Source organism: Streptomyces sp. NPDC093801 (assembly GCF_040701585.1).
Taxonomy (GTDB): Bacteria; Actinomycetota; Actinomycetes; order Streptomycetales; family Streptomycetaceae; genus Streptomyces.
The window spans coordinates 17625-31704 of record NZ_JBFBDP010000058.1 but is presented as its reverse complement, the minus strand read 5'-3'; the positions used below and the strand labels follow the sequence as shown (position 1 = coordinate 31704).

Below are 14080 nucleotides of genomic sequence, written 5' to 3'. Positions count from 1 at the left end.
ATCTACCAGGCGCGGCTCCAGGCCCGGTACGGGCGGGCGTGGCGGCGCAAGGCACCGGTGGAGGCGCTGATGCCGCTGAGGCTGGCCCGGATCGGCGTGCCGCTGGCGCAGACGGCTCCGGAGGGGCTGGCGGCGGCGGGGATCGACCCGGTGCTGCTGCCTCCGGCGGGCCGGGCGGCGCGGGCGGTCCCGGCGGCCGCCGCGGCCGCGGCGGTGCCGGCCCAGGCGGGCCCGTCCGCGCCGGCCCTGGCGGCGGCCCCGGAGGCCGGGACGCCCCTGCCCGCGGCGGCGGAACCGGCCGCGCCGCCGGAGCTGCCCGAGCCCCGGCGCCCGCAGGGGCCGCAGGGGCCGCAGGGGCCGGAAGACCCCGAGGGCCCGGAGGGTCCCGGGGCTCCCGACGAGTCGAAGCAGTGGGAGGGCCTGGACCGGGCCGCGGCCCGACGGGGCCAGGCGAAGCTCGCGCAGGCTCCGGCCCCCTTCGCGGTGGCCCCCGAGGCCATGCCCGCCCCCCACGACAGCGCCTGGTTCGCCGGGCCGATGGCCCCGCAGGCGCAGTACGGGGGCGGCTACGCCCGTGAGGCCGGGGACGGGGCGCCGGAGGCCGGCCCGCAGGGGCGGCCTTCCGCGGCCCCCCGTGCCGGGTTCCCGGAGGGCTCCGAGGGCCCCGCGGCGGCCGGCGCGGGTGAGCCCGACGAGGCGCACGACGCGCTCGACCAGGAGAAGTTCGAGGAAGCGGCGTACGAGGCGTACCACGCCCACGTGGAGGCGAACGGCGGCCACCCCAGCGCCCAGCAGCTGGACCAGGCCCTCGCCGCGGACTACGGGTTCTCCCACCCGGACAGCGTCTCGGTGATCGACGCCATGATGCCGACCCTGAAGCAGCGCTACCAGCGCGGCCTGGAGAACAAGTTCATCTCCTGAGCCGCCCCGTCACTCAGGGCTACGCCCCCGCGCACGCGGAAGGGCCCGCACCCCCGGTTCGCCGGGGGTGCGGGCCCTTCCGTTTGGCCGTCGCGTCAGACGGCCGGGGGCGTTCAGGCCGCGAGGAGCCCCCGCACCCGGTCCGCCCCGACCGCGAGCAGCAGCGTGGGCAGGCGGGGGCCGGTCTCGCGGGTGACGAGCAGGCGGTAGAGCAGGGCGAAGAACTCGCGCTGGGCGACCTTCAGCTCGGGCGTGGGCTTGGCGTCGGGCTCCAGGCCGGCCATGACCTTCGGGACGCCGTAGACGAGGGTGGTGAGCCCGTCCAGCGACCAGTGGGTGTCGAGGCCCTCCAGCAGCATGGCCAGCGAGCGGCGCGCCTCCTCGTCGAGGGATCCGAGCAGCTCGGCGTCGGGCTCCTCGCGGACGAGGGTGCGCTGGTCGGCCGGGACCTGGGTGGTGATCCAGTTCTCGGCGCGGTCCAGGCGCGGGCGGACGTCCTCCAGGGAGGTCAGCGGCTGCGACGGGTCCAGGTCGGACAGGATGCGCAGGGTCTGCTCGTCGTGTCCGGCGGTGATGTCGACGACCGACGCGAGGGTGCGGTACGGCATCGGGCGCGGGGTGCGGGGCAGCTCGTGCGAGGCCACGCGGACGGCGCGGGCGTGGGCGGCGGCGTCGGCCGGCAGCACGGAGCCGTCGGCGACCTTGCCCTCCAGCTTGTCCCACTCGTCGTACAGCCGCTGGATCTCCTGGTCGAAGGCGATCTTGAAGGACTGGTTGGGGCGGCGGCGCGCGTACAGCCAGCGCAGCAGCTGCGGCTCCATGATCTTCAGCGCGTCGGCCGGGGTCGGGACCCCGCCCTTGCTGGAGGACATCTTGGCCATGCCGCTGATGCCGACGAAGGCGTACATCGGGCCGATGGGCTGCTCGCCGCCGAAGAGGCCGACGATCTGGCCGCCGACCTGGAACGACGAACCCGGCGAGGAGTGGTCCACGCCCGAGGGCTCGAAGACGACGCCCTCGTAGGCCCAGCGCATCGGCCAGTCGACCTTCCAGACCAGCTTGCCGCGGTTGAACTCCGACAGCTTGACGGTCTCGGTGAACTGGTCCTCGGTGCAGACGTAGGTCAGTTCGGTGGTCTCGTCGTCGTACGCGGTGACCTTGGTGAAGTCCTTGTTGCACACGCCGCAGTACGGCTTGTACGGGAAGTACTCGGCGCCCTCGGCGCTGCCGTCGTCCTCGTTGGCGGCGCCGGAGCCCTCGGCGGCCTCGATCTCGGCCTCGTCGAGGGGCTTCTGCTGGGGCTTCTTGCCGCCCGGCTTCTGCTTGGTGCGGTACTGGTCGAGGACGGCGTCGATGTCGCCGCGGTGCTTCATCGCGAACAGGACCTGGTCGCGGTAGGCGCCGGAGGTGTACTGCTCGGTCTGGCTGATGGGGTCGTACTCGACGCCCAGCTCGGCCAGGGAGGCGACCATGGCGGCCTTGAAGTGCTCGGCCCAGTTCGGGTACGAGGAGCCCTCGGGGGCGGGCACGGAGGTCAGCGGACGGCCGATGTGCTGGGCGTGGGACTCCTCGGTGACACCGGGGATGCCCTTCGGGACCTTGCGGTAGCGGTCGTAGTCGTCCCAGGAGATGAGGTGGCGGACCTCGTGGCCCCGGCGGCGGATCTCGTCCGCGACCAGGTGCGGGGTCATGACCTCGCGCAGGTTGCCCAGGTGGATCGGGCCCGACGGGGAGAGGCCGGACGCGACGACGATGGTTTTGCCCGGGGCTCGGCGCTCCGCCTCGGCGATGACCTCGTCCGCGAAACGGGAGACCCAGTCGGTCTCTGTGGTGCTCTGCGCGCTCTGAGCCACGACACGTCCTTCTATCTCGAATGCTGGCTTCGGCCATTCTCCCAGACGGAAGGGGACGCTCCGGGGTTGCTTCCGTCTGGTGATACGCCGCGGATATGCCGAGAACCGGGCGCCCCCCGCGTGGGATACTCGGCACTTGTCGGAACGCCCAAGACCCACTCGGGCACAACCTCACAGGAACGGCAGCTCATGGCCTCGGTCCCTTCCCTCGCTTCCTCCGTCGAACAGCGCGTCTCGGACGCCCTCGCCTCCGCCCTGCCGGAGGCCGGTGCGGCCGACCCGCTGCTGCGACGAAGCGACCGGGCCGACTTCCAGGCCAACGGCATCCTGGCGCTCGCGAAGAAGGCCAAGGCCAACCCGCGCGAGCTGGCGACGACCGTGGTCGAGGCCATCCCCACGGGTGACCTGATCAAGGAGATCGAGGTCTCGGGCCCCGGCTTCCTGAACATCACCGTCTCGGACGAGGCGATCGTCCGCACGCTCGCGGCGCGCGCCGCCGACGACCGGCTCGGCGTGCCGCTGTCCCCGTCGGCCGGCACCACGGTGATCGACTACGCGCAGCCGAACGTGGCCAAGGAGATGCACGTCGGCCACCTGCGCTCGGCCGTGATCGGCGCGGCGATGGTGGAGATCCTGGAGTTCACGGGCGAGAAGGTGGTCCGCCGCCACCACATCGGCGACTGGGGCACCCAGTTCGGCATGCTGATCCAGTACCTGCTGGAGCACCCGCACGAGCTGGACCACAAGGGCGGGGAGGGCGAGGCGTCCGGCGAGGAGGCCATGTCCAACCTCAACCGCCTGTACAAGGCCTCGCGCGCGCTCTTCGACTCCGACGAGGAGTTCAAGACGCGGGCCCGGGCGCGGGTGGTGGACCTCCAGGCGGGTGACGAGGAGACCCTCGCCCTCTGGCAGCGGTTCGTGGACGAGTCGAAGATCTACTTCTACTCGGTCTTCAACAAGCTGGACATGGACATCCAGGACCCGGACGTGGTCGGCGAATCCGGCTACAACGACATGCTGGCGGAGACCTGCAAGCTGCTGGAGGACTCGGGCGTGGCCGTCCGCTCCAACGGCGCGCTGTGCGTGTTCTTCGACGAGTACAAGGGCCCGGACGGCAACCCGACGCCGCTGATCGTCCAGAAGTCGGACGGCGGCTTCGGCTACGCCGCGACCGACCTGTCGGCGATCCGCGACCGCGTGGGCAACCTGAAGGCGGACACGCTCATCTACGTGGTGGACGCCCGCCAGGGCCTGCACTTCAAGATGGTCTTCGAGACGGCCCGCCGCGCCGGCTGGCTGAACGACGAGGTCAAGGCCGTGCAGCTGGCCTTCGGCACGGTCCTGGGCAAGGACGGCAAGCCGTTCAAGACCCGTGAGGGCGAGACGGTCCGGCTGGTCGACCTGCTGGACGAGGCGGTGGAGCGGGCGACGTCCGTCGTGCGCGAGAAGGCCGAGAAGGTGGGCCTGACCGAGGCGGAGATCGTCGAGAACGGCCAGTACGTGGGCATCGGCGCGGTGAAGTACGCCGACCTGTCGACGTCCGCGTCCCGCGACTACAAGTTCGACCTGGACCAGATGGTCTCGCTGAACGGCGACACCTCCGTCTACCTCCAGTACGCGTACGCCCGTATCCGCTCCATCCTGCGCAAGGCGGGCGAGCGGCAGCCGGCCGCACACCCGGAGCTGGAACTGGCCCCGGCCGAGCGCGCGCTGGGCCTGCACCTGGACGGGTTCGGCACGCTGGTCGCGGAGGCGGCGGAGGAGTACGCGCCGCACAAGGTGGCGGCGTACCTGTACCAGCTGTCCTCGCTGTTCACGACGTTCTACGACCAGTGCCCGGTCATCAAGCCGGAGCCGGAGCTCGTCGTCGCCGAGAACCGCCTGTTCCTGTGCGAGCTGACCGCCCGCACCCTGAGCAAGGGCATGTCCCTCCTGGGCATCCGCACCCCCGAGAAGCTCTGACGCACCACCCCACGACGGCCCCCGGCGCAACCACCCCGCGCCGGGGGTCGTCGCGTTCTGTCGTGGGAGGCGTCCGATCCGACGAGGAGCCGGGAACGACGACCGCGACGCATGCGCCGGGTGGATCCGTACCGCCGATGCCGGAGTACACGCCGAAGGCCCTGCGCGCCGCCATAGCCGCTCACGCCCCGGCTCTGCTCCCGGACTTCGACTCCGCCTGGGCGACGTCAGATCTGCGACGCCTACGACATCGGTCCCGTCCCGGCGTTCACGGCCCGCTGGTGGGGCGATTACGCCCTCGCCCGCGACCCGGAGCTCGACCGGCACGTGGCTGGCCTGGAGGCACGGGCCGCCGAGGCTGCGGACGCCGACGCCGCCCGCGGCCTCCTCGACGCGGCTTCCCGCATCCGCCACCGGCTGCGCGCCCTGGAGCCGGGCGAGTGAGCGAGGAGTTCACCGGGCCGCCGTGGGCCGTGGACTACACCCAGGACGCCGGGAAGTACCGGATCAGCCTGCCCGACGAGGCGCGGGAAGCTTGCCGGGAGGCCCTCTTCGAGCTGCTGACCGTGCGCCGCCCGTACCGCGGGGAGAACATCGAACCGGCGCGGTCCACCGTCCCCCCCGGGGCCCGCACATCGCATACTTCGACAGCGACCGCGGATGGATCCGGTTCACCTTCCTGCCCCGCGTGGCCGAGCCTCAGATCGTGGTCGAGGAGATCTTCTGGCAATGGCCGGTCCGTGACGGTGTCCTGTCATGCCCTCCCCGTTCGGCCGGGCACTACCGCGCGATCACATCCCGTTCACACGGCCCCCCTACGTTCGGCGCGACCGTGCCGAACACCCGAGGGGAATCTCCCGCACATGCGCCGCAGACCGTTGAAGACGCTCACCGTCCTGGCCATCGCCAGCGCCGTGGCCGCCGGCACCGCCGTCACCGCGAACTCCGCGCCCCAGCAGAGCGACTCGCGCCAGGACATCAGGAACGTCATCTACCTGCTCGGTGACGGAATGGGCCGCACCCACGTGACCGCCGCGCGCGACCGCTTCATGGGGGCCGGCGGCAAGCTCACCATGGAGACCCTCCCCGCCACGGGCGCGGTCGCCACCTACGCCGTCGAGAAGAACAGCGCGACGCCGGCCCTGGTCACCGACTCGGCCAGCTCCGCCACCGCCTGGGGCTCCGGCGTGAAGACCTACAACGCGGCCATCGGCGTGGACGCGTACGAGAAGAAGGTCGCCACCCTGATGGAGCAGGCCCACGCGGCCGGCTTCGCCACGGGCAACGTCTCCACCGCCGAGATCACCGACGCCACCCCGGCCGCCCAGTTCAGCCACGCACTGCTGCGCGGCTGCCAGGGCCCGACCTACTCGGACGCCGCCTGCCTCCCCAAGAAGGACGACGGCAGCTACGAGGCAGCCCCGGCGGACAAGACGCTGATCACCCCGATCGCCGAGCAGATCGCCCGCAACGGCACCGCCGACGTCATCCTCGGCGGCGGCCTGGCCCGCTTCGAGCCGGACGACCAGAAGGCCCTCCAGGCGCAGGGCTACCAGGTCCTCGGCAACTTCGGCGACCCGAAGCTGCCCGCGCAGACGGCCGCCAGCCAGAAGGTCGCCACCAAGTCCGACCTGGACAAGGCCAACGGCAAGAAGGTCATCGGCCTGTTCAACCGCGGCAACCTGACCGTGGAGCACAACAAGGCGGCCCTGCCGGCCGACGCCCCGCAGAAGCAGGAGCCGACGCTCGCGGACATGACCCGCAAGTCGATCCAGCTCCTGACCGACCGCAGCAAGGGCGGGTCGTACGACCGCAGCAAGTCGAAGAAGGGCTTCTACCTCCAGGTCGAGGGCGCCCAGATCGACAAGCGCTCGCACGCGAACGACGCCGCGCAGACCCTCGACGAGGTCAAGGCCTTCGACGACGCGGTCAAGGCCGCCTACGAGTTCGCGAAGAAGGACGGCCACACCCTCGTGGTCGTCACGGCGGACCACGAGTGCGCCGGCTTCAACATCATCGAGAAGGGCACGTACACCAACGCCGAGGCCGTCGCCCCGCCGTCCAACACGGACGCCGGCAACACCGCCAACAACAGCGTCCCGTCGCGCTCCTCCTCGGGCGCCAAGGACCCGGTCCGCTCCAGCGGCATCGTGAACGGCGCGGGCTCCGGTGACACGAAGAACTTCGGCCCGGCCACCTTCCGCACGCCGGAGGACCCGGCGGGCGTGAAGGACGGCAGCCCCGACGCCAGCCTGTGGCTGACCTACCTGTCCGGCAACCACACCGGTGCCGACGTGCCGATCTTCGCCTACGGCCCGGGCAGCAACGTCTTCGCCACGAGCCAGATCAACACCGAGCTGTACGGCAAGCTGTACCGCTCGCTGTTCGGCCGCTCTCCGCAGCAGCACTGATCCCCGGTCGGCCGGGGCCGGGGGCGCACTCCCCCGGCCCCGGCCGTCGCCTTTCCCCCAGGAGCACTCCCGATGTCGCTGACGTACCTCCCCCGCGCGGCCGCCGCCGTCACCGCCGTGGCCGCCCTCCTCGCGCTGGCCACCGGCTGCTCGGGCGCCGAAGCCCCCTCCGCCGCCGGGGACGCGGCCCCGGCCGCCGCCGCCCCGGTGTCCCTGCCCGCGCCGCGCAGCGCGCCCGCCCCGGCCGCCGTCCTCACCCCGGCGCCCGCCGCGGGCGAGGTCCGCACCGAGCAGGGCCCGTTCACGGACCGCGTGAAGCTGACGGACCTCAAGCTCACCGGGACCCCGTCCGTCACCGGCCACATCGCCATCGGCTCGGACGTCAGCGACACCCTGGCCCTGGAGGTCACCGCCGCGTACTACGACGCGCAGGGCCGCCTCCTGGGCACCGGCACCTTCCGCTACGAGGAGGAGGGCGAGGAGGGCCACGCCGGACAGCCCCACACGGGCCCCCGCGCGGCCGGCGACGGCATCGACTTCACCGTCCCCGCCGACCGCCTCACGGGCACCCCGGCCGCGGCGGTCCTGTCGATCCCGGTCCTGGTCAACGAGTAGTCGCCGCAAAGCCGCGCCGGCCGTAACACGCCGTGCTACGTAGCTGCCATGGCCCCCAAGGAGCGGTTCAGCATCAGCATGGACGCCGCGCTGCGCGCGAGGGTCAAGGAGCACGCCGACGCCATGGGCCTCGACGTCTCCGCCTACGTCACGGCGGCCGTACTCCGCCAGATCGACGAGGACCTGGTCGTCGCCCGGCGCTTCGCCGAGATCGACGCCGACATCGCGGCGACCGAGGCCATGCCCGCACCGGCCGGCCGGGACGACGGCTTCGACGACGAGGAACTGGCGGCCGCACGGGCGGGCATCGCCCAGGCGCTCGCCCCCGACACCCGGGACTCCGTCGCGTGAGCAGCCCCGTCTTCGTGTACGACACCGGGATGCTGATCGCGCTGGAGCGCGGCGACCGGTCGGCGGGGCTGCTGCACCGGTCCTCACCGAGCGGGGCCACCCCCCGGTCGTCCCCCTGCCCGTGCTGGCCCAGGCATGGCGACCCGGCCGGTGGACGCCGCTGACCCGGGCGGTGCCACAATGCGTGGTCTTCGGGGTGCACGCCTCGGCCCCGGCGTCCTGCGGGGTGTGCCAGGCGGGCCACTGCGAGGACGGCGCCAAGCGCGCGGGCCGCCTCCTGGCCGACGCCGCGATCCCTCCCGAGAAGCGCCCCGACGCGGTCGACGCGCTGGCCGTGGTCATCGCCGCCCGGCACCCGGAGGCCGTCGTCGTCACCTCCGACCCGCGCGACATCACCGCCTACCGGGACGCCCTCCCCGGCGCGGCGGAGTCGATCCGCGTACTCGCCGTCGGCGACCTCGCCGCCTTCCTGGCGGGCAAGCGCGTCCTGCACTGAACCACCACCGACCCACGTGACGCACGTCACGGGAACGTTCCCGGGGGCGGCCGCCTCCTCGATGTGTCGGCAACCGGCACACCGAGGGGACCACCCATGCACACGGACGACACCACACGCCGCAGGACCGGGACCGCGCTGGCCGCGCTCCTGGCGGCCGACGGACTGGCGCACCTGTACTGGGCCACCGGCGCCACCTGGCCCGCCCCCGACGAGCGGGCCCTGTCCCTGGCCGTCCTCGGCACGGAGGTGTCCTTCGGGCCCCCCGTCGTCCTGCCGCTGGCCGCGCTCACCCTCACCGCCGGGGCCGCCGTCCTCGCCCACTCCCGCCGGCGCGGCGGGAGGGCGACGCGGGCCGTCACCGGCGCGGTGGCGGCGGGCCTGGCCGTACGGGGCCTCGCGGGCCTCGCCTGGGCCGCCGGGCTCCTGCCCAGCCCGCCCGACAGCCCCTTCCACACCCTCAACCTCACCCTCTACACCCCCGCCTGCCTCGGCTTCGGCTGGGCGGCCGCACGGCTGGCGCGCGCCAGATGAGCCCCCTGACCCCGGCCGCCCGCACGCGCGGCATCACCCTCGCCCGCGCCGCCCGCGCCGGGAACACCCTCGCGCTGCACGACCTCCTCGACCACCTCACCCCGTACGTCACCCGGATCTGCGCCCCCATCGCCCTCGCGGACGGCCCCGATGCCGCCCAGGAAGCCCTCCTGGCCGTCTTCACCGCCCTGCGCACGCTGCGCGACCCCGAGGCCCTGTACGGCTGGGTGCGGGCCATCGCGGTCCGCGAGGCCGTCCGCACCGCCCAGCGGGCGTCCCGCAGCCGCCCCTCCCCCGACCTCACGGACGTCCCGGCCAAGGGCGACCCCCACCTGGCCGCCGACATCGAGGACGTCCTCGCCCGCCTCTCCCCCGCCCACCGCGCGGTGCTCGTCCTGCGGGACGTCGAGGGCCTGGACGAAGAAGCGGCCGCAGCCGTCCTGGACATCCCGCCCGGTACCGCCAAGTCCCGTCTCCACCGGGCCCGTTCCAGCTTCCGAAAGGCATGGTCCGCATGACGCCGCACGAGATCGACGACATCCGGCGCCTGCGCGTCATGGCGGCGGCCGTACGAGGTGCGCAGGTGGTGGAACGAACCCTCCCGGCCCCCTTCGAAGAGGTCTGGCCGGCCATGTGCACCCTCGACTTCCTCCCCGACCTCCGCCGCACCCGCCTCCTCCGCTCCGACGGCGACCGGATCGAACTCCTGGCCCGCAGCAAGTACGGCTTCCGCGCCCGCCTGCGCGGCTACCGCCGCCCGGGCTGGTGCTGGCTCCAGAGCCGCTTCCTCCTGGTCGGCCTGGCCGCCGTCCCGGTCCCCGGCGGCACCCGCATCGCCCTGACGGGCGGAGTCCGCGTCCCCACCCGCGCAGCGGTGATCCCCTTCGGCACGGCCTCGGAACTCGAAGCCGCCGCCACCCGCCTGACCTCCCGCGTGGCCCCCTGAGGGGCGGCCGAAATCCAGCCCCGCCCGGGGGCCCTCCCAGCGGTAGCCGGGGGAGGGCCTGGGGGCGGAGCCCCCAGGAACGGGGTCCGGGACGGAGCCCCGGGATACGGAGAAGGGGCGGGGCGGGGAGACGCTCCGCGCAGCGCCCCCGCAGCCCCCGCAGCCCCGGGAAGGAACGTCACCCGGACGGCCCGGTTCACCGCCGGAGGCCCGGGTAGGGGACGGCCCGTCCAACCCCTCGCCCGACCCCGGAGACCCCCGTGCCCGACATGAACGGCCCCTACAAGCCCGGCACCCCCTGCTGGATCGACCTGATGGTCCCCGACCAGCAGGCCGCCATCGACTTCTACTGCGACCTCTTCGGCTGGCAGGGCGAGGTGGGCCCGCCGGAGACGGGCGGCTACGCCGTCTGCACCCTCAAGGGCAAGCCGGTCGCCGGGATCATGAAGGCGATGAACCCGGACGGGACCGTGCCCGACCCGCTGCCTCCGACGGTGTGGACGACGTACCTGTCCACCGACAGCATCGACTCCACCGTCAAGTCCGTCACCGACGCCGGCGGCACGGTCATGATGGGCCCGATGGACGTCATGGACCTCGGCCGGATGGCCGTGATCGCCGACCCGGCGGGCGCGGTCGTCGGCCTGTGGCAGCCCGGCACCTTCGACGGCGCGGGCATCGTCAACGAGCACGGCGCGCTGATCTGGAACGAGCTGACCGCCCCCGACCTGGCCGCGGCGTCGGCGTTCTACTCCGCGATCCTGCCCGTCACCACGGCCCGCTCCGAGATGCCCGGCGCCGAGGGGTACATCGAGTTCCAGGTCGACGGCCGCGCGGTGGGCGGGATGATGGACCTGAGCCAGCTGCCGCCGGGCGTGCCGCCGCACTGGCAGCCGTACTTCCACGCGGACAACGTGGACGAGGTCCAGGCGGCCGCCGTCCGCGCCGGGGGCACGGTCCTGGCCCCGGCCTTCGACATGGCGGCGGGCCGCATGGCGGTCCTGGCCGACCCCCAGGGCGGCGCGTTCTCCGTCATCACGGCCTCGATGCAGGAACAGCCGGCCTGACCGACGCCGCCGGCCGCCTCAGAAAGGGGGCCAGGGAGAGCCCGACGGAGGAGTCGGGCTCTCGCGCCGGCCGTCGCGCATCTGCGGCGGCCAGCGCCGGTCGATGACGGAAGCGACCTCCTTGCAGGCGCCGCAGGCACGCTCTGATTCCGACACCCACGGGTACGCGGAGGGCGAGAGGCCCTCGTGGCCGATCCCGCACAGGGTCGCCCCGGAGGCCGTGTAGGCGAAAGCGCTGTCGTAGGCATGGAAGACCTCCTCGGACAGCAGCGGTGAATCCGCCCGCTCCCACCGCAAGTCCACGGGCAGGTACTGCGGCCGCGAGACCTCGTCGGGATGGTGGCCCAGCTCGGTCCACGCGTAGCACCAGGCACAGAACCACCGCTCCTTCACCGGCAGCTCCCACGCCTCGACCGCTTCCTTCACCGGCCGCGGCCGCATCTCGCGCCCACACACATCGCACGTCACGACCGGATCGTGTCACGGCAGATCGACGTCCAGTTCCGCGATGGACTCTCTCAAGATCCGGGCATTGCGCGGTGAGCGCAGGAGATAAGCCGTCTCTGAGATCGGCACGGGCCCACAGCCGGCGGAGCGGAACTCGGCCCACACGACCTTCCCCGGCGACCGGGGCAGCACCCCCCACTGGTCGGAGACGGCCTCCACGATCCGCAGCCCGTTCCCCGGCGGCCGGCCGAGCATCCGCGACCGCCCGGGCCCGCTGTCGTGCACCTCGACGCGCAGGCAGCAGTCGAAGTTCAGCAGCCGCACCCGGTACGACCGCCCGCGCGGCACCCCGTACCGCAGGGCGTTGGTCGCCAGCTCGCTGACACAGAGCACGACGTCGTCCCGCCGTTCCTTGGCGTCCCACACGTCGAGCGTCTCGTGCGCGAACACCCTTGCGGAAGAGACGGTTCGGAAGGCCCGGGGGAACAACCGCTCGCGCATGAGCCCGGGTTGAGTATTTAGGTTCACCGGACGATGGTCGCGCGGCGTGACTACGCTGCTACAGAGAGCCGACCCGTACTCTGTGGTGAGTACGGGCGCGCCGGGGATAAACCACGTCCTAAGGCGGGGAGTTCATCGCCATGCCACCGAAGAAGCGCCCGCGGCCCAATGCCACGACCATGAAGATGGTCGGCAGGCAGGTAGCCGCCGCCAGGGTCTCCAAGAACCTGACGCAGAAGCAGCTCGCTGACCTGATCACGATGGACGAGGAGAGCATCGGCTCCATCGAGCAGGGCCGCCGCATGCTCATGCCGAACGTGGCCGAGCTCCTGGACCTCCACCTGGGCCTACCGGGCACACTGACGGTCGCGGCCAATGAGATGCCCGACGTGGACGTGATCCCGGCCTGGGCACTGGAGTACATGGAGCTGGAGAAAAGGGCCATCGCCCTGTCCTGGTACGACAACCAGGTCGTTCCGGGTCTGCTCCAGCCCGAGTGCTACGCCCGCGCCGTCTTCGCGTGCCGCGTACCCGCCTACCGCGAGGAGAAGATCGACGCGCTCACAGCCGATCGGCTGGACCGCCAGAAGATACTGCGCCGCACCACGCCGCCGACCTTGAGCTTCGTCATCTGGGAGCCCGTAGTCCGCCAGCGCATCGGCGGTCCGGAGGTGTACCGGGAGCTGCTGCGGCACCTGATCGCCTGCACGGAACTTCCGGACATGTCCGTGCAGGTTCTGCCTCTGGACCAGCCCGTGCACGCGGCTCTCGACGGCCCCTTCATCCTCCTGGAAACCCACAACCACCAGCACGTTGGCTACACCGAAGGCCAACGAGGGAGCCACCTCGTCTCCGACCAGGACGAGGTCAGCATCCTGGCGCGCAAGTATGCGATGCTGCGGACGCAGGCCCTCAACACACAGCAGACGCGGGGCCTGTTGGACCGCCTGCTAGGAGAGCTATGAGCACCGAACTCACGTGGTTCAAGTCCAGCTACAGCGGCAGCGAGGGCGGCGCCTGCGTCGAAGTCGCCACCACCCCCACCACCATCCACGTCCGGGACTCCAAGGTCGAGGACGGTCCCGTCCTCGACCTCGGTCCCGCCAGCTGGGCGGCGCTCACCGGCTGGGTCAGCGGGTGAGCGGGTACGACGTGCGTCCCGACGCGTCGTCGATCTCGTTGTGGGCCTTGCTGAGCAGCTGCTCCTTTATGTCGTTCAGCGCGCGGGCCGCCGCGATCTCCTCACCCACCCGGGCCTGATTGCCGTCACTGGGGTGACGGCTCGCGTAGCCGTGCCCGCGGACCTCGTTCCCGTCCGGTAGCCGGACCATGGCCGCCGCCCGCGTGCGCTTGTTGTCTTCCTGGAACTCCATCTCCACATGCCATCCGACGGCATCCTTCATGGCGATCACCTCCGTGCCCGCTGAATTCCAGGGTGCACCCGGCGGCGCGCCCGCGCATCAGGTCCACTGCTGGGAGGCGGACCGGCCCGGGAGCGGCTTGCCGATGAGGGCGAGCGGGATGAAGAAGTTGACCTGGCTGATCGCGAGGACCAGGGTCGTCAGGGCCTTCTCGTCGTAGTGCGCCGCCGCCTCGGCGAAGACCTCGTCCGACACCCGCTCCGCGCCGGCCGGCGGAGCCGTCAGCACGGCCTCCACCAGGGCGAGGGCCGCCCGCTCGGCCGGGGTGAAGCAGAGGGCGTCCGCCCAGGAGGAGACGGCGGTGATGCGCTGCTCGCTCTCCCCGGCACCGCGCAGGGCCTCCGTGTGCATCGCCGTCAGGTAGGTGTTCGCGACGATCTGCCCGGCCCGCAGGTGCACCAGCGAGATCGTGGACTGCGGGACCGTGCCGTTGCCGATCACCTTGAACATCATCCCGGTCAGCGCGCCGAGGTCCGGCAGCGTCCTGACGGGGTTGGACAGGCGGGAGCGGTGGGTCTCGGACATGGTCGGCCTCTTCTCTCGGTGGCGTCAGCG

At 72.3% G+C, this 14080-nt stretch carries 17 protein-coding genes and 1 pseudogene; 13 read left to right on the top strand and 5 right to left on the bottom strand.

Features of this window, described 5'->3' with window-relative positions; translation table 11 throughout:
* A pseudogene (locus AB0469_RS38890) lies at nucleotides 1–921 on the top strand (hypothetical protein); the annotation flags it as partial.
* 113 nt (nucleotides 922–1034) lie between these two features.
* On the opposite strand, the gene lysS reads toward AB0469_RS38890, so the two are convergent.
* Nucleotides 1035–2774, bottom strand: coding sequence for a lysine--tRNA ligase (gene lysS, locus AB0469_RS38885; RefSeq protein WP_366456325.1), 1740 nt, complete (start codon nucleotides 2772–2774; stop codon nucleotides 1035–1037).
* Between the two features lie 189 nt (nucleotides 2775–2963).
* On the opposite strand from lysS, the gene argS reads away from it, so the two are divergent.
* The 10 genes from argS to AB0469_RS38835 all read left to right on the top strand — a co-directional run bounded on the left by argS (nucleotide 2964) and on the right by AB0469_RS38835 (nucleotide 11156).
* Nucleotides 2964–4736, top strand: a complete 1773-nt coding sequence (gene argS, locus AB0469_RS38880) for an arginine--tRNA ligase (RefSeq protein ID WP_366456324.1) — start codon at nucleotides 2964–2966, stop codon at nucleotides 4734–4736.
* Between the two features lie 863 nt (nucleotides 4737–5599).
* On the top strand, nucleotides 5600–7147 hold the full coding sequence (locus tag AB0469_RS38875; RefSeq protein WP_366456323.1) for an alkaline phosphatase: 1548 nt from the start codon (nucleotides 5600–5602) through the stop codon (nucleotides 7145–7147).
* Between the two features lie 72 nt (nucleotides 7148–7219).
* Nucleotides 7220–7762, top strand: coding sequence for a hypothetical protein (locus AB0469_RS38870; RefSeq protein ID WP_366456322.1), 543 nt, complete (start codon nucleotides 7220–7222; stop codon nucleotides 7760–7762).
* A 48-nt stretch (nucleotides 7763–7810) separates the two neighbouring features.
* A complete protein-coding gene (locus AB0469_RS38865) occupies nucleotides 7811–8113 on the top strand; it encodes a hypothetical protein (protein ID WP_366456321.1) in 303 nt (100 codons plus the stop codon).
* On the top strand, nucleotides 8110–8277 hold the full coding sequence (locus AB0469_RS38860) for a hypothetical protein (RefSeq protein WP_366456320.1): 168 nt from the start codon (nucleotides 8110–8112) through the stop codon (nucleotides 8275–8277). The genes AB0469_RS38865 and AB0469_RS38860 overlap by 4 nt, the downstream gene beginning before the upstream one ends.
* 20 nt (nucleotides 8278–8297) lie before the next feature.
* On the top strand, nucleotides 8298–8609 hold the full coding sequence (locus AB0469_RS38855) for a hypothetical protein (protein ID WP_366456319.1): 312 nt from the start codon (nucleotides 8298–8300) through the stop codon (nucleotides 8607–8609).
* Between the two features lie 96 nt (nucleotides 8610–8705).
* Nucleotides 8706–9143, top strand: a complete 438-nt coding sequence (locus AB0469_RS38850; RefSeq protein WP_366456318.1) for a DUF3995 domain-containing protein — start codon at nucleotides 8706–8708, stop codon at nucleotides 9141–9143.
* A complete protein-coding gene (locus AB0469_RS38845; protein ID WP_366456317.1) occupies nucleotides 9140–9661 on the top strand; it encodes a sigma factor-like helix-turn-helix DNA-binding protein in 522 nt (173 codons plus the stop codon). The genes AB0469_RS38850 and AB0469_RS38845 overlap by 4 nt, the downstream gene beginning before the upstream one ends.
* Nucleotides 9658–10089, top strand: a complete 432-nt coding sequence (locus tag AB0469_RS38840) for a hypothetical protein (RefSeq protein ID WP_366456316.1) — start codon at nucleotides 9658–9660, stop codon at nucleotides 10087–10089. The genes AB0469_RS38845 and AB0469_RS38840 overlap by 4 nt, the downstream gene beginning before the upstream one ends.
* A 269-nt stretch (nucleotides 10090–10358) precedes the next feature.
* Nucleotides 10359–11156 (top strand): VOC family protein, encoded by a 798-nt coding sequence (locus AB0469_RS38835; RefSeq protein WP_366456329.1) that lies wholly within the window; start codon nucleotides 10359–10361, stop codon nucleotides 11154–11156.
* An 18-nt stretch (nucleotides 11157–11174) separates the two neighbouring features.
* Here the strand turns inward: AB0469_RS38835 and AB0469_RS38830 are convergent, their stop codons facing one another.
* Both AB0469_RS38830 and AB0469_RS38825 read right to left on the bottom strand, forming a co-directional pair.
* Complete coding sequence (locus AB0469_RS38830; RefSeq protein ID WP_366456315.1) at nucleotides 11175–11624, bottom strand: hypothetical protein; 450 nt, start codon at nucleotides 11622–11624, stop codon at nucleotides 11175–11177.
* Between the two features lie 12 nt (nucleotides 11625–11636).
* Complete coding sequence (locus tag AB0469_RS38825) at nucleotides 11637–12104, bottom strand: ATP-binding protein (RefSeq protein ID WP_366456314.1); 468 nt, start codon at nucleotides 12102–12104, stop codon at nucleotides 11637–11639.
* A gap of 140 nt (nucleotides 12105–12244) precedes the next feature.
* On the opposite strand from AB0469_RS38825, the gene AB0469_RS38820 reads away from it, so the two are divergent.
* The gene (locus AB0469_RS38820; RefSeq protein ID WP_366456313.1) at nucleotides 12245–13069 is read left to right on the top strand and encodes a helix-turn-helix transcriptional regulator; all 825 of its coding nucleotides are present in this window, start codon (nucleotides 12245–12247) and stop codon (nucleotides 13067–13069) included.
* Nucleotides 13066–13245 (top strand): DUF397 domain-containing protein, encoded by a 180-nt coding sequence (locus AB0469_RS38815; protein WP_366456312.1) that lies wholly within the window; start codon nucleotides 13066–13068, stop codon nucleotides 13243–13245. The genes AB0469_RS38820 and AB0469_RS38815 overlap by 4 nt, the downstream gene beginning before the upstream one ends.
* On the opposite strand, the gene AB0469_RS38810 is transcribed toward AB0469_RS38815, so the two are convergent.
* Both AB0469_RS38810 and AB0469_RS38805 read right to left on the bottom strand, forming a co-directional pair.
* Nucleotides 13235–13507, bottom strand: a complete 273-nt coding sequence (locus AB0469_RS38810; protein WP_366456311.1) for a DUF1876 domain-containing protein — start codon at nucleotides 13505–13507, stop codon at nucleotides 13235–13237. The genes AB0469_RS38815 and AB0469_RS38810 overlap by 11 nt on opposite strands.
* A 57-nt stretch (nucleotides 13508–13564) precedes the next feature.
* Nucleotides 13565–14050 carry a carboxymuconolactone decarboxylase family protein gene (locus AB0469_RS38805; RefSeq protein WP_366456310.1) on the bottom strand — a complete coding sequence of 162 codons (486 nt, stop codon included), beginning with the start codon at nucleotides 14048–14050 and terminating at the stop codon, nucleotides 13565–13567.
* Between the last annotated feature and the right edge of the window lie 30 nt (nucleotides 14051–14080).

Excerpts from the sequence above, each read along its gene's own strand:
- argS (WP_366456324.1), top strand. The coding sequence starts at position 2,964 with ATGGCCTCGGTCCCTTCCCTCGCTTCCTCCGTCGAACAGCGCGTCTCG.
- AB0469_RS38875 (WP_366456323.1), top strand. The coding sequence starts at position 5,600 with ATGCGCCGCAGACCGTTGAAGACGCTCACCGTCCTGGCCATCGCCAGC.
- AB0469_RS38870 (WP_366456322.1), top strand. The coding sequence starts at position 7,220 with ATGTCGCTGACGTACCTCCCCCGCGCGGCCGCCGCCGTCACCGCCGTG.
- AB0469_RS38865 (WP_366456321.1), top strand. The coding sequence starts at position 7,811 with ATGGCCCCCAAGGAGCGGTTCAGCATCAGCATGGACGCCGCGCTGCGC.
- AB0469_RS38850 (WP_366456318.1), top strand. The coding sequence starts at position 8,706 with ATGCACACGGACGACACCACACGCCGCAGGACCGGGACCGCGCTGGCC.
- AB0469_RS38845 (WP_366456317.1), top strand. The coding sequence starts at position 9,140 with ATGAGCCCCCTGACCCCGGCCGCCCGCACGCGCGGCATCACCCTCGCC.
- AB0469_RS38840 (WP_366456316.1), top strand. The coding sequence starts at position 9,658 with ATGACGCCGCACGAGATCGACGACATCCGGCGCCTGCGCGTCATGGCG.
- AB0469_RS38835 (WP_366456329.1), top strand. The coding sequence starts at position 10,359 with ATGAACGGCCCCTACAAGCCCGGCACCCCCTGCTGGATCGACCTGATG.
- AB0469_RS38825 (WP_366456314.1), bottom strand. The coding sequence starts at position 12,104 with ATGCGCGAGCGGTTGTTCCCCCGGGCCTTCCGAACCGTCTCTTCCGCA.
- AB0469_RS38820 (WP_366456313.1), top strand. The coding sequence starts at position 12,245 with ATGCCACCGAAGAAGCGCCCGCGGCCCAATGCCACGACCATGAAGATG.
- AB0469_RS38815 (WP_366456312.1), top strand. The coding sequence starts at position 13,066 with ATGAGCACCGAACTCACGTGGTTCAAGTCCAGCTACAGCGGCAGCGAG.
- AB0469_RS38810 (WP_366456311.1), bottom strand. The coding sequence starts at position 13,507 with ATGAAGGATGCCGTCGGATGGCATGTGGAGATGGAGTTCCAGGAAGAC.
- AB0469_RS38805 (WP_366456310.1), bottom strand. The coding sequence starts at position 14,050 with ATGTCCGAGACCCACCGCTCCCGCCTGTCCAACCCCGTCAGGACGCTG.